Source organism: uncultured Dokdonia sp., from assembly GCF_947492535.1.
In the GTDB taxonomy this organism is placed as follows: domain Bacteria; phylum Bacteroidota; class Bacteroidia; order Flavobacteriales; family Flavobacteriaceae; genus Dokdonia.
The window spans coordinates 69,707-85,091 of record NZ_CANLNH010000012.1 but is presented as its reverse complement, the minus strand read 5'-3'; the positions used below and the strand labels follow the sequence as shown (position 1 = coordinate 85,091).

Below are 15,385 nucleotides of genomic sequence, written 5' to 3'. Positions count from 1 at the left end.
TTGGCTCTAAATGCGCTTCCCTACTTTGAATCCTGTTCATTTCGGTGCTTCTGCAAAATCTATTCATTAGCGAGCGTATCACTAACGACATCATCCAATCACTCCGTGGTTACGAATCAAAATCTTTTACCACAGCACTTCCCTTTATGCTAAAGAGGGTTTGTTATTTATAGTACAAATATGAAATAGTAGTACGCAATGGTTTTGCGTACTATAAATAAAGACAGAAAAAAAGCGCTATTGAGCGCTACACTTATGACACAGGTAATATCTCTATTACTTTGCCATATACATTTTTGGTCCATCCGTTAATATGACCTCGGTTGTTACCGATCTGTAATCCTCGTTTTACATTCTTTCCTTTGACAAGGTGTGTAAAACAGTTGCCTCTTACTTTACAAAACACAATATCTCCTGGTTCGCAATCTTCCCATGTGACGGGTTGAAGAACAACGGGTTGTTTTGATTTTAAGATAGGTAACATAGAATTACCGGGTTCTTTGGAGACAATGGTCTCCCCATTCAATAGCTCTTGAATTTTCCAATTCATTTTTTATAGTATTTAAATTAAACTTGAATACCTATTTAGGTATAATTCAAAAACTATGGAGTATGGTTTTTCAAAGAACAATTATAGCAACAAATATAAGTTATATCTCAGATATCTTTACTAAATAATGTCCTATGATATCATAAGAGTCAGTGTCTTCAATATAAATATCTTCTAAAGAATTTTTACGTGGATCTTTTAACGCTATTAATTTGTATGGATTTCCTTTCCTAAAAGAGAGATATATAGGATTCCAATCCCCCATGACCAAACATTCATTTATTTGAACATCACGTCCAATTTCTTTGTAAATGGCTACTAATTTTTGTGCCACTTTCGGATGATGTTTTATAGCTATAAATGCTCTGATGACACTCCATATTTCAAAGCCATTATCTCTAAACCTTATTACAAGCCCTTCTGGTAAACTAAGCTCAGCATGAAGATTAGGTAGCTGAGGTCTTTGAGTTACTTTTTCGTCATTTAGATACCATTGAGGTTTATGATTTCCTAAATCAGGAAAACCTTCTTCAAGTGTTGTTTGATAATATGCCTGTATAGATGGATATTCTTGATTTTCAATTTTATCAATGATTTTATCAAATCGTTTGCCAAATTGAGATATAGGAAAAATAGCCGTGATGTTAATGCCCATTTAATTACATGAATTTAAAATAAAGGTAATAATAAATGAATTTAAATGAGGTTTTATACGCTTTCGCGAAAGCGAACTTATGAGATCTGACTGCTGGGAGGCAGGTTCACTACCGTAGGGAGAATGAAGCGTTAAAGCATATATAGAAAAAACAGTAAGCAAAAATTGTAATAAAAGTAAATTGGGCTTGTCCTGCTGGGAATCGAACCCAGTTTAGTTTCTAAGAACTAATCCTCCCATCGTTTTTGGTGACGAAGTATTTTATAACTACGGCATTACTGTTTTTTTATAATATTAAGAATGGTAACGATCATATAATCCTTATGCGGGATTCGAACCCGAACAAAATCAGCCTATGAACGAAGTATGATTATACTAACGACACATTCTTTTAGAAAAGAGGTAACAAATTGAAAAGTGAATTTTTGTTTTGAATACGAAGTAACACTTTTCTACGACACTCTTTTTTGAGTATATTTTAAATATAAGTAAGGCAATGAGCAATAAAAGAAATTATAATCGTGCTCTACCTCTTTGAGCTACACTCCTTTTCTTGTTATCTGTTTTTTAGAAGGAGTGGTAGGACTCGAACCTACAACCACGGCATCCTGAGTGCGAAGTAACTTTTATCTACGGCGCTTACTTTTTTATTATTTTAGAATTAAAAGAGGTAATAATACAAAGAATGGCTTTTCTCTGGCGTCCTATGTTATCCTAGACGACCTCATTTCTAAGGACAGGAGTCACACCTGTGTTTCCAGTATTCATACGAAGTATCATTCTTTTACGACACTCTTTTTTTAATTTTATAGTAATAAACAAGGCAAAAGGCAATCAAAGTAGTTTTACGTGCTCTATCCATCTTGAGCTACACTCTCATTTGTATATTAATCTTTATAGTGAGAGTGATGGGACTCGAACCTGCCTTTGCCGGCAGGCAGGCCCACAACCACGGTATTAGAAGTGCGAAGTATCTTTAATTTACGGCACTTATTTGTACTATTATTTGTTTTACTATTTAGAACCTAAAGGAAAAAGGCAACTAGTGAATCTTGCTCACCAAATTGAGCATAATATCCCCATGGTATTGTTGTGTTGAAACTAGTGGAGAGATTAGGAGTCGAACCTGCGAAGTATCACGTAATTTACGTCACTTTAGTTTCCTAATAGTAAATATATGTTTTTAATAAAGTAAGGTTACTGGCGAGAAGTGTGTTAGGTATCATGCTCTAACCAACTGAGCTACTTCCCCAAAAATAGTATGTTTTTTAGTGAGGAAGGTAGGAATCGAACCTACGACCCTGATATTAGATGAAACGAAGTAATACTTATCTACGACACTTACTTTATAGATTTTAAAATAAACAAGGCGAAAAGCAAAAAAGGCGATGCTCATACATGAGCGTCGTTCTTATCCCATAGGACAGTGAACCGGTGATTTGACATCTCAGAGAGACTTACGTATGTATAAAACATACTTTTCACCCTGTCGGTTTTTAATCCGACTTCGCTAGCACAGTCACCTGTGTTACTCTACCTTAGGATCGTTATAGTTACGAAGTAACCTTTTTTACGGCACTTGTTTTTAATATTTTTGTCAAAGAACTTTTGTGAAAGCTCACACCCATTTTAGATGTGAGCTTATCATTATTATAAGGATTGCTCCTGTATATGCTGGATTGCTGAAGCTCCATTTTCGATAGCATCTAGTACTTCAAAAGTTTTATCACTCCAACCACCAATTAAGTGTACATCATCATGTGTGATGTTAAGTGGTGCGTTTTTGTATCCCATTAGATCAAAAATGTATAGTTTGGCATTAGGAGCGATACGTTTGTATTGCTTCCATTCAGTGGCAATATGTGCATCTGAATTGTAATGACCGCTATTCCATAATTGACAATCGGTAAAAATCATCACCTTATCTACAATTCGTTTTCTTGAATTCAAATCTTGAATTACTTTATAACCATTTGTAGAGTAGCCAACTTCACCTTCAATCTTTTTAAGCTTCATCACATTGGATAATACATCCCCTTTTGGTAAAATGTATCGCTTCCATCGATCTCCAAAAAGACCTGTAATGATATTATCACTTTTGTGTTGTAATAGCATTCCCAATACAAGACCAATATCATAGGCTTGAATCTTGCTATTTTTAGAAATAGATTGCATCATCGATCCTGATACATCACAAGCAATCACAACTTTAGTATCTAGTTCAAATCCTTTTATATTTTCTACACTTAATTTAATGGCTGTTTCTAGCGCATCTAATACGTAAGGTGTATATGAGGATTTAATACTCATTAATTCTTGATATGCCGCCATAAAACGAAAAGGAAATTGTTTTGACCTTTTTACATGATATGGATCTGTAAGTGTATCTGCTATTTTACTAATATGCACTGCACTTACATCTGCTTGTAAAATATTTCTTAGGTTACGCATTAATGCCATATACCCTAACTTCTTACTATCAATTAAAGCTTCCCATTGCGTTGTAAATGCTTTTTGCTTTTCTTTTGCATTTTTAAAGGATTGTTGCCCTAGTTTTGATAGTTCTACTTCCCATGTATACGGTGCTTCTAGTGTACCTTGAATAACATGATTAAAAATTGCTTGTTGTGCATCGTCTTTTGCCTTTGGGTGTGTTAAGAAGATAGCATCTTTAAATGTCACTTCCGTTTGTCTATTATACTTTGCAAACTGGTAGGCATCAAACTTATTTAATGCCATCACAATCCCTTTTTGAACTTGCTTAGAAAGTTTATTCAACTTTTTAGTGCCTGTTCTTTGATTAGCTACTTGGTAGTAGGCTAGTAACTCAGTGATTTCGTCAGCACGTTGGATCACTCCATTTACTGTTCTACTCACTAGATTATCTCCACTATGTATTTTAGATAATTCTACTGCTAATACAATAGGAATAGATCGTAAATACATTTTTTGACGTGCATAAACAGCCAGTTGTGCTACAAAGTAAGGATCATTCTTCTGAACTAAATCAATGATTCTTTGTAATCTGTCCTGTCCTTTTTCATAGCTTGTCTTTTCTAAGGTAGAATTAACAACAGCTGTGTACAGTTCCATTTTAGGAGTAAGTCTATATGCTTTTGCTCCTTCGTAGTTTTTTACTTGTTTCTTTGTCTTTGTAAATACATTAAATTTCATTGTTTCTTGTATTTTGTTGTTAATTACAGGGCAAATATTTCAATGTATTGCGCAATCTTTTTGCGTAGTTAAAATTATTTCTTATTTTTTCAAAAAAATACATCATGGCTGCCAATAAAAATGCTCTTATTAGATATAAAACCATTGATCAATGTTTACGTAATAAATACAGACAATGGACCCTTGATGATTTGATTGATGCCTGTTCTGATGCATTATATGAATATGAAGGCAAAGATGTGTACGTGAGTAAACGTACTGTACAACTGGATATCCAAACCATGCGAAGTGATAAGTTGGGTTATAATGCACCTATCGAAGTCTATAAACGTAAATACTATCGCTATACCGAAGAAGATTATAGCATCATGAATATTCCCGTCACCGACAAGGATGTCAAAGTCATGAATGAAGCGATCCAGATTTTGCGTGAGTTTAAAGACTTTTCCCTTTTTAAAGAAATGGATGGTGTGTTACAGCGACTGGAAGACTCTGTCTATTCTTCTCAAGAAAATAGGCGATCTATTATTCATTTAGATAAAAACGAACAGCTCAAAGGATTGGAATATATTGATGTGATTTATGAAGCCATTCAACATAAAAAAGTAATTGAGGTCTCATATAAATCCTTTAAAGCACGTAGTGAAAGTACCATGATTGTGCATCCTCAATTATTGAAAGAATTCAATAATCGCTGGTTTGTCTTAGCGCTTTCAAAAAGCAAGTATACCACACTGGCCTTAGACCGTATGCTAGGTATCACCATCAAAGATGACATTACGTATGAAGACAATGAAGTGCAAGGCGATAGCTATTATAAAGATGTAGTTGGGGTGACGGTATCTGAAAATGTACGAGCACAAAAAGTAACCTTTAGAGTAGATCGTAAAAATGCACCGTATGTTTCTACAAAACCTTTTCATGCTTCTCAAAGAGAAATCAAAAAAACTGAAGACGGGACTATTTTTGAAATTCAGGTACAACACAATTTTGAATTGGAACGCCTCATTTTAGGATTTGGAGATAGTATTGAAGTCCTTAAACCAAACCATCTTCGAAAGCGTATTTATCATAAACTTAGAATCGCTTTATCTCAATATGAGGATAAGGAATAGTATGCTTTCGCGAAAATTTATAATGAGTCATTTGAAATAGGTTATATTTTTATTAAAAATTAAATTGATTTAGGTATAAGTTAATAGATTATATCTTCTTTTTCTCCAGTATAACAAGGAGTTTCCGTTAAAAATTTTTGAAGCCTTGGAAAAAATTTAGGAAACTCTTTGTGGTTTTTCGCTTCAAGCGAAAAAATACCTAAGAAAAAGTGTCTTTTCTTTTGGTTCTGTTTTCTTTGGACAAGCAAAGAAAATGAACAAAATGTATGATTATGAGTTAATTAGGCATTTTTTTAATAAATCACTCAAAAGAATTAAATTGTTATTTAAGTAAAACACGTGTTAATTATTTATTATAGTTATTTCGTTGATAGTTAGTTATGTCCATTTTTATCTTTATTTTTAAGAACCCCCTAAAGCCAATATATAATGATTTGTTTTTATGATAGAAAAAATAAAGGAAGCAATTGCAGATGATAGTTTAATTCTTTTTGTTGGGGCGGGGATGTCTATTCCATTAGGGATACCTAATTGGAATAACTTAATTATAAAAATACTAGAGGAGCTTTATAAGGAATATGGGGACAAGTCTTTAGTGAATTTTAAACACAATATAGATTTATTGGAATCTAACTCAATAAGTGTATTTGATGTCTTACAACAAATTGAAGATAGGGGACATAGACCAGAAGCAGAAAAAATATTGTATTCAGTTATAAATAAAGTAGAATACCCCGAAGACAAACTTGAAAGACATAAGAAGCTATGGCAGATAAGTGATAAAATAATAACTACAAATTACGATACAGCTTTAGAAGCAGTACTTCCTAAAGGTATTAAGCCATATACACACGATAATCAATTTCAACAGAAACTAGGAATCAAAGGAAATCCATTTTTGTATAAAATGCATGGTGACATTTCTGATCCTACAAAATGTATTTTATTCGAAAGTGATTACAGAAAATCATATGTTGAAGAAAATGCAGCTACACAGAGTTTAAGAAGTTTTCTACAAACTAAAACGATCCTTTTTCTTGGTTTTAGTATGGAAGACCCTTTTATAAAAGATCAATTAGATTTCTTAAATAAAATATATAAAGGTCATAATAATACTCATTATATTGTTACTAATCGTACTACAAATTTAGATGGTGTGAAAGATGTTCCCGTTGAAGATTGGGAAGAATCTTTTGATACTTTATTAGATGAATTAATAGAAGCCAAAAAAGAACATTCAAAAGGAAATCTAGTAAAAACTACAAATGAAAAAGAAGATGTAGATATTTCTAAAATAGAAGACATTGTTCTCTTAGAGAAAATGTTTGATGAAAAAAAAGAAGAATTTGATGAAGAAGAAGATCATCTTAAAAAGAAAGTCGATAAAGAGCTACGTGTAATCAAAGATCGAATGATAGAATTGCGCACCCAGCAGTTTAATCTTGACTTTAAAATACCAGATCATGACCAAAACGAACTTGAACATTTGTTTGATACCATTTATAATTCAGAGATAATAAGTGATCTAACTAAACAGAAAATTAGTAAAATAAAAGATGTCAACGAAAAGGCATACCAATGGTATCATCGTAGTGTTATTGTAAGTGCATTAGCATGTAGTCTTGTAAATCACAGGAAAATAGATATTACAAAAATTGATTTGCTAATTGATTTTGTAAATGAAAGTGAACCAAAAGTATGGCAGAAAGCTATTACCTACTTGTTTATAGTCTTAAATTTTTTAGGTAATAGATGGATTCGACATAAGAAAAAATTAGAATCAAAAATAGAACGTTTAAAATTAAACCCTGAAATACAAGAATCATTAAAAAAAATAATCTATTTCATGCAAATAGGATTGCAAAGAAAAAGTGTTTTAGGAAAATATATTTTTGAAAATGATTATTTTATTGATAATCCTTTTAATTACTTTCTTCCATTCTTTAAAGAAAACCCTTCTGTAGATAAACTATACGATAATGAAAACATAGAAGATATTGAAGGTTTTATTGAATTTTTGTATGATATACCTTTGCCTGACTCTTTTAAATATTTAGTTTGCAATGAGGAAAATATTATAGTAGAAAAAAAATCGCATAATCAGATAAATGAAGGGAAACTTCAAGACTCTTTATCTGTATTTACCATGCATATCGCTTTTGAACCTTATTTAAATTATGCTAGTGAATTTTTAAATTTTTATGAGAATCATCCTGACATTAATCAATCAATCAATGAAAAAGGAGCAATAGTGGAGGTTAAAAATTTAAAAAATTATTTACTAAACGCAATAGAACATCACCGTGCATTGGCAAGACAATTCATGATGGAAGAACTTTGGGGCAGGGCAATTACCCATTATGAACAATTACTAACAATCGAAGAAAATGATATTTCTGCTCTTTTAGATTTGGTTTTATGTTATGAAAAAAATGATAAGAATATTGATAAAAGTTTAAAAAAACGCTTAAGTATAGAAAGTTTAAACCCAGAAGACCATAATAATTTATTTAAAATAGGAATATTATACCATAAAAAAAAGAAATACAAAACATCTATAAAATATTTAGATAAATCAATAAAACTGAACAACCAAATAGGAAGATATTTTCACCAAAGAGGAGTAGTAAAAGGTGATTTGAAATATTATGTAGAATCTATAAAAGATTTTGATATAGCAATACAATTAGAAAATGATATTGCAGGGTATTATTATAACAGATCTATTTCAAAACATAGATTAAAAAAATATTCTGAAGCACTTTTAGATAATAATAAAGCTATAGAGTTAGATGATAAAGAAGCAATGTTTTTTGATCGAAGGGCAGAAATTAAATTTGATTCAAAAAAATATTCTGAAGCGCTCTTAGACAATGATAAAGCTATAGATTTAGATAATAATAATATTAGTTATTATCTAAATCGAGCTATGACTAAGAGTGGGTTAGAAGATTATGAAGGAGTGGTAGGAGATTGTGATAGAGCACTAGGCATAGATAATGAACGAATAGATATATACTCAAACAAAGCTAATGCTCTAAGAAGATTAAATAAGATTGATGAGGCATTCAAGGTTATAGATATAGCTCTAAAATTAAATGATACAGATGGCTTTCTGTATGGTACAAAATCTACTATTTATGAATCTCTAGGGAATACCGAAAAATTTTATGAATTATTAGAAAAATCTTTCCACTTAAAAGCAAAAGCAAGTTGGTTAGATGATGATATTAAAGAAAAGTATAAAAATGAAAAACGTTTTCAAGATTTACTTGAAAAATATGATCAAGCTTTAGAAGAAGAGTAGATAAACTTATTGAAAGTTCATAAAAACAAAACCGTCATTTACAAGTTGTAAACGACGGTTTCTTAATTATAAAAAATAGTTTCTAAATTGTTTCGTCAAACTGAATCCGTTTCAGTTTCTCATTAGGTTAATAATTTTTATGATGAGATTCAGAATGACGTACTAAGTGACTTTAAGAAAATAGAAAGGGGACTATCCCAAACACCAATCCATGATTTTGGCAATATTCTTGGCATCATCCACACCTCTGTGATGGGTGCCTTCCAAAGGAATATTAAGGATGTTTAAAGCGCCTTTCATACCTACTTTCTTTCGGAGATCTTTAATCTCATAAAAAAGTTGCTTTACATTGATATGATCATGAGACAATGGGTAATCGATATTTCGAATCTTGCATTGTCGTTGCATCATGTTGCGATCATAATCACCATAACTCACCCACGTATTATAATGTCCTTCGTATTCATCACGTATGATATCACAGGCATCTTCAAAAGAGATACCCTCCTGATCTAACATGTCTTGTGTGATGGTGGTAAGCTCGGTACAAAACGGACTCACCTTTGAGCGTTCTGGCTTAATGAGAATACCTCTAGGGTCTGAGATTTCACCCGTTTGGGCATTTAAAACGCAAATACCGATCTCTATGATCTCATTTACTTGCCCTTGTGGTATGGGACCATTCCAGCAGGTAGCCTCTAGGTCTATTACTAATATATTATCTGTTGTATTCATTGTTTTATTAGTGAAACACTATTTTGAAAAGCCCGAAGGGTGAATTCAAAATAGTTGGTTGAACTAATCCCGCTTTTTCAGCGGGATCTATTTTTTTAATTAATCTATAGGTGATTGAGTGATTTTCGGAGAAAACTGTATCGAAATCACCTATAGATTTTGTTGTATTATTTACTATTATCTAGGCATTTGGATTAACTCTTCACGATCCAACGGGTCGATATCGTATTTGAGTAAATGTAATGCAGCTTGTACGGCCCAACATTTATCACTTGAGTGTATGTTACTGTATAGACTTAATAAAAAAGAAGGCTCTACAATGTTCCACCCTTTTACGGTACGTTGAGGTACATTTTTATTGACAAAAAAGTCAATCGTAATTCGAAAGAGTTTTCCTGCATGTTCTTCTGTTTTTTCATACCGTCTAAATTGTTCGTCACTAGGTAAATGATCATAGCGTGTCCATACTTTTTTAAAGCCACGTTCTTGTAAAATATACATGACTTCGGCAATGTTTTGTGGCGCTATAAACAAATCTATATCCTTATGATCGTGTGCATGTTTAAACTCTTTGTGTCCTTCTGGAGACAAAAAATGCCAAGCCCATCCTCCAGACAAAACCACAAGCTCTCTTAAAAAGTGAAGTTCTGTAAGTGCATAGGTTATTTTATAGTCAGGCCATAATTCGCCATATCGTTTTTTGTTATGTGGTGCTCCCATATCTTTTATTTTTACATCTGTTTTTCATTCCACGTATTTCAAGTGAAATAACTATTTATATACGTACTGTAATTCGTTTCGTCAACCTGAACTCGTTTCAGGTTCTCACTCTGAAAAATCGTTTTCACTTGATGAGATTCCGAAATAAACTCGGAATGATATGAAATGATAATGCGTATAAATAATTACAGATATGATTATTTCTTTTTCTTCTTTTTAGAAGAATCTTTCTTTTTCTTTTTGGATTTCTTCTTTTTTGGCATTTTTTCTTTGATTCGATTCTTTTCGGAATCTAGATCGTTCATAAAATGCGTGTTATAGGTATGAACCTTTGCTGTTTTGAGACAAGACAATGCATCTTTATATGCTTTCTTTTTCTCAAATAAAACGGCTTTTTTAAAGTACAATACGGCTTTATCAGTTCCTTTTACGGTAAGTGCAAAATCGATTACTTTTTCTGCAATGGCATAGTCTTCATTCCAAAGCAATACATTAATGTATTTTGGATAGATATTTACTGCATGCATATCTTCGGCTAAAGCACGTTCGTAGTATGTTTTTGCCATTTCATAATTACCCAATTGTTCTGCATATAGTCTACCCATTAGACACAAAGCGACAGCATTCTTCTCATCATATGACAGTGCATAGTTTAAAGATTCTATTGTTTCTTCAAGGTTGTATGGGTATGCATCCAAAGCTTGAAATATATATTTGTCTATTGTTACTCCCATGATTTCTTTTTTAATTCGTTTTTAAGTGACTGCCTTTTTGAGGCGTAACTTTTGTTCTTTTTTTGGTGTTTAAAATCACTTCCTTTAAAGACTTGTATTGGGTTTCCTCGTTCTATATTGAGGTGTTGTTCCCAAGTAGTAGCGGCTTGCTCTTTCAATTGTTCCAAATGGTGTATCTGAAACTGATCTTTAAGACGTTGTAACGCCAGTTTTTTGTTCTGGTGTTGTGATCTGCTGTCCATAGCAACACATTGTATTCCTGTAGGAATATGTGTAGCACGCACTGCCGAGTTTACTTTATTTACGTTTTGTCCTCCAGGACCTGTACTACGCATCGCTTGATACTTGACATCTTTCTCATGAAATGATGTGGTTTCTAGCTGTGGTACTTCTTGTAATTTTATAAACCAATTTTTACGCTTGTGATTTTTTCGATACGGGGATTTTCCAATCCATTGTATCGTGCCTATCCATTCGGAAAGAAAGGTGTCTAAATTCTTTCCTGAGATACGTAGTATCACTGATTGTACAGCGGTGATGCCTGCTTGTTGTTTTTGTAATACAACATGATTGCCATTATGTTCTTTGAGTGCTGCGATAAAGGCTTTTAATACTTTTGCAACCACCCAATTACATTCGGCAGGGCCTCTTCCTGCTGTGATTTGTATAAGTGTGTCCATTGTTTCTAATTTTTTCTAACGATTCTTAAGAATGCGTTAGGGATTGCCGTGTAAATCCCACAGACACACTTTATGTGTGGCGAGGAATTGAAACAGAAAGCCCGACACTATGTTGCTTTTTGGGCAACATAGTGTAACGCCCTAAATGATATATGTTTAAAATTCATAGTACTAAAACCGACTACGAAAAAGACTTTTACCCCATCCCTAGAGGGAGGTCTTTTTCTTATCATCTGATTAATCTAATTTTCGCACCCTTTAGGGATGGGGAAACGAAAATGAGTACTACTTTTTTCTTGATATATCTTTCTAAAAATCTACTTGTCCATACGAACAATTTTTGGTGTAAAAGTGCCTACCACTTCTACGAGTTCTTGTTGATTTGCCATCACTTTTTTGATGTCTTTATACGCCATAGGTGCTTCATCTACACCTCCGCCTATAAGGGTGACATCATGTGCGGCTAGCTCTTTTTTAATAGCACTTTGGGTAAATTTTTCTTTGCATTTACGACGTGAGTGCAAACGACCTGCTCCGTGTGAAGCCGATTGTAAACTGTTTGGATTTCCAAGACCTCTTACAATGTATCCTGGCGCCGTCATTGATCCTGGGATGATGCCCAGTTCTCCTTTGGCAGCAGGCGTGGCTCCTTTACGATGCACAATACATTCCTTTCCATCTATCTGCTCTTTCCAAGCAAAATTGTGATGGTTGGCAATATTGGCTAACGGACGCGCACCTAACAGTTTGCTTATTCGAGCATGAATATTATCATGACATGCTTGTGCATAATCACCAGCAAGATTCATTGCGATCCAATATTCTTGTCCATCATGTGTATTTAAATCCAGCCAAGCTAGATGTTGTACGTGTTTTGGTAACGGACATTGCTTTGTGGCGAGGTAGGTGTAATGCTTTGCAATATTAGCTCCTAACCCTCGTGAACCGCTATGTGATAATAAACTTAAGTACTCACCTGGTGCTAAATCCCACTCATTATTTGGATCTGTAATTTGTACACTTCCAAATTCTACAAAGTGATTTCCGCCTCCAGACGTTCCTAGTTGTTTAAAAGCTTTGTCTTTAAGCCTTTTTGCTAAAGGAATATCTTTAAATGCATGATGACTAAATATCTCATGGTCATGCTTGTTTTTATGAGTCTCATACATGCCAAATTTGGTATGTTCTGAGAGCATATTGACCAATTGATGTTTCTTCCCTTTGAGATATGATATTTTAATAGGATAGAGTGTTAAGCTCATACGACATCCTATGTCTACACCTACTCCATAAGGAATCACTGCATTATCTGTGGCAAGCACACCGCCTATAGGCAAACCATATCCGCTATGTGCGTCTGGCATTAAAGCGCCAGCGACGGCTACAGGTAATTTTAAGGCATCGTATAATTGGTATTTTGCTTGATCATCTATCTCGTTTTCTCCATAAACCATATGAGGAACTCGTGTAGATCGTAGTGTTTGTTTTTTGACTACTACAGGATCTGTAAGACTCTCTGCTATTTTACCCCATACACCATCACCTATATATTCCTTTGGATTTGCTAGTACCAAAGCTGCTTGTTGTAATACTTGTTCTTTTTTAAGCCGTTTGTGATATCTGTTAATCTGACCTAAAGTGATATTGATGCTATTATTTTTTGGAAAGCCTAATTTGATTAGGTCTTTTCCACTTAGTTTTTTTCCCATGATAATTCTTCATTAATAATGTCTTGGATTTCGCGATGAGTCAACCCTTTTAATTTTGAGTTGATATAATTCCTGCCTCTTCTATCATAGCAGTCCCATTTTGATCTCCATCTGCTTAATTTTTCGACAGCCTCATAGTATCCATTGCGCATGAGGAGTCCATCCAAGAAGGCATCTTCTTGCTCTAATAATGGATCTATGTTACGTCTGTGTGTGATGTACGCTCTAGTGTATTTGACACGATAGGTTCCTTTTGGAAGCCGAACATAAAAGCGAGTTCTAAGTGTATGTTTTCGGATATAATACCGAAAAGGAACACAAAGACATTTAGCTTTATCACTTAGTTTTCTGAATTGTTTTTTACTAATGGTAGGGACTTCTTTTACGATGAGGTGGTCTGTTACTCTTTTAGACCATGCTGCATTTGCCTCTTCTTTTGTTTTTCCCCAAACATGCTTGTCAAGTTTTGCTATGATTTCTAGCATAGCGTCTTGATTTTTATAGCGTGCTATTCGTTTAGTAATAACAAGTTCTTTGTACCAGCCATCACGTATAGGAATATCTAATTTTGTGTATCCTAATGCTTGTTGTGCTTTCCAAACCTCTCGTTGTCTTTTATAAATACGGCGTACTTCTTTTAATCGCTGGCATTTGATATGTGCCGGTTTCATAAATCAGTGTATTTCGTTGATACTTTTTTGATTTTCGATTCCGGAATATGCCTGGCAATCCTAGAATCTTATGGAATAAGGTTTTTAAGTTTCATAAGAGTTAATTTTAAATTAGTAATAGTTTCTGGGAAATGTTACTCTGTTATGCTTAAAGTGATCTTTGAATTTAGATCCCGCTCTTCAGCGGGATTAGCCTGCCTGCCGGCAAAGGCAGGTTCAACTTACAATATTGCTCGTCTTACAGACTTCTCACTATTGAGTTTCACTAAAAAGGCATAAAAAAAGCCCGAAACGTTTTTTGTACTTCGGACCTCAGAGTATTGCTTTGTGATAAAGCTATACGGTGTAGAAGTCTCGAAGGGGATATCCTGTAGCGTCTACGTTTTTTAGGATATCGTATGTGTTTTTGTTTTTAAACATATATACTTCGATTATGATACTATTTATAAATTGAAATGGTTGTATTAAAATGCCCTTCTTTACTTTCTGTTTCATTATAAAAAGAAACCGTAGCTATGGCTATGCTTGATTTTTCTAATTCACATAAAGGAAAAGAATCATCATTTTAATTTTACATCAATCTCAACTCATAAATAGTAATTGATTAAACAATTCGTTTTTGTTACAATTGCGATGCAAAGATGAAATGCTTTTTTGAATTGTGCAAATAAAATTTCAATTTATTTTTCTGAATATCAATGACTTATGATAATTTTTAAGCAAAGAATTCCCTGTCCGCTTTCGCGAAAATACATACAGGACTACAACTTTTTGATTTCCTTTGTTTTAACTCTTTAGAGAAGTTATTTGAACTTTTTTCAATTGGCTAAAAAAATATTTCTTTTCATCCCTTTTTTATCTTTTTATTACTCCGTAGGCGATGCTATGCAGTTCAAAAAAGCTTTCAAAATGAATAAAAATCAATGATTTTTCGCTTCAATCAAAAAAGCACAAATGACTTCTTAGAAAAACAGCGGAAGCAGAAACTTTTTTGAGATAGGTTATTATTTTTTTAGAATGTTGTTTAAAAAACAATGCATTTACCATTTAAACCAAAAAAAGCGTCCATTGTGATGGACGCTTTGTTGTGATATCTCTTAAAGTTTTCTACCTAAAAATTGGTTTCCTAACCCCAAAAATGGCGTCCGTGATATGTACGTGAAATAAACTCATAGGTTACTTTATATTTTAAATTTTCAGGTGCAAATATGAGGAATAATTTTTAAATATAATTTTGATGCTTTTAAATAAGTAGTTTTTTGAAGTCTATAAGTATACGAAACACCTCTTTTTTTGCTAGGTAATTTTATGATACAAAGCATATTAGAAAGTTTT

The 15,385-nt window shown here is 33.2% G+C and carries 11 protein-coding genes; 2 read left to right on the top strand and 9 right to left on the bottom strand.

Annotation, left to right across the window (positions count from 1 at the left end):
* Positions 1-253: 253 nt before the first annotated feature.
* The 3 genes from Q1A60_RS15540 to Q1A60_RS15530 form a co-directional block, all read right to left on the bottom strand.
* Positions 254-550, bottom strand: coding sequence for a S24/S26 family peptidase (locus tag Q1A60_RS15540; protein ID WP_299766834.1), 297 nt, complete (start codon positions 548-550; stop codon positions 254-256).
* Between the two features lie 100 nt (positions 551-650).
* Entirely contained in the window at positions 651-1,205 is a 555-nt protein-coding gene (locus Q1A60_RS15535; protein WP_299766832.1) for a hypothetical protein, read from the bottom strand.
* Positions 1,206-2,855: 1,650 nt separating this feature from the next.
* Entirely contained in the window at positions 2,856-4,379 is a 1,524-nt protein-coding gene (locus Q1A60_RS15530) for a TROVE domain-containing protein (protein WP_299766830.1), read from the bottom strand.
* A 104-nt stretch (positions 4,380-4,483) separates the two neighbouring features.
* Between Q1A60_RS15530 and Q1A60_RS15525 the strand changes: the two genes are divergently transcribed.
* Positions 4,484-5,494 carry a WYL domain-containing protein gene (locus tag Q1A60_RS15525; RefSeq protein ID WP_299766828.1) on the top strand — a complete coding sequence of 337 codons (1,011 nt, stop codon included), beginning with the start codon at positions 4,484-4,486 and terminating at the stop codon, positions 5,492-5,494.
* 442 nt (positions 5,495-5,936) lie between these two features.
* Positions 5,937-8,801, top strand: a complete 2,865-nt coding sequence (locus tag Q1A60_RS15520) for an SIR2 family protein (protein WP_299766825.1) — start codon at positions 5,937-5,939, stop codon at positions 8,799-8,801.
* A 192-nt stretch (positions 8,802-8,993) separates the two neighbouring features.
* On the opposite strand, the gene Q1A60_RS15515 is transcribed toward Q1A60_RS15520, so the two are convergent.
* The 6 genes from Q1A60_RS15515 to Q1A60_RS15490 form a co-directional block, all read right to left on the bottom strand.
* A complete protein-coding gene (locus tag Q1A60_RS15515) occupies positions 8,994-9,536 on the bottom strand; it encodes a 3'-5' exonuclease (protein WP_299766823.1) in 543 nt (180 codons plus the stop codon).
* Between the two features lie 177 nt (positions 9,537-9,713).
* A complete protein-coding gene (locus Q1A60_RS15510; RefSeq protein WP_299766821.1) occupies positions 9,714-10,256 on the bottom strand; it encodes a hypothetical protein in 543 nt (180 codons plus the stop codon).
* 197 nt (positions 10,257-10,453) lie between these two features.
* Positions 10,454-10,990: a hypothetical protein gene (locus Q1A60_RS15505; protein WP_299766819.1), complete on the bottom strand. Its 537-nt coding sequence runs from the start codon at positions 10,988-10,990 to the stop codon at positions 10,454-10,456.
* Complete coding sequence (prfH, locus tag Q1A60_RS15500; protein ID WP_299766817.1) at positions 10,981-11,670, bottom strand: peptide chain release factor H; 690 nt, start codon at positions 11,668-11,670, stop codon at positions 10,981-10,983. Before prfH ends, Q1A60_RS15505 begins: the two co-directional genes overlap by 10 nt.
* Positions 11,671-11,987: 317 nt before the next feature.
* The gene (locus tag Q1A60_RS15495) at positions 11,988-13,379 is read right to left on the bottom strand and encodes an RtcB family protein (RefSeq protein ID WP_299766815.1); all 1,392 of its coding nucleotides are present in this window, start codon (positions 13,377-13,379) and stop codon (positions 11,988-11,990) included.
* A complete protein-coding gene (locus tag Q1A60_RS15490; RefSeq protein ID WP_299766813.1) occupies positions 13,364-14,050 on the bottom strand; it encodes a hypothetical protein in 687 nt (228 codons plus the stop codon). The genes Q1A60_RS15495 and Q1A60_RS15490 overlap by 16 nt, the downstream gene beginning before the upstream one ends.
* Positions 14,051-15,385: the final 1,335 nt, after the last annotated feature.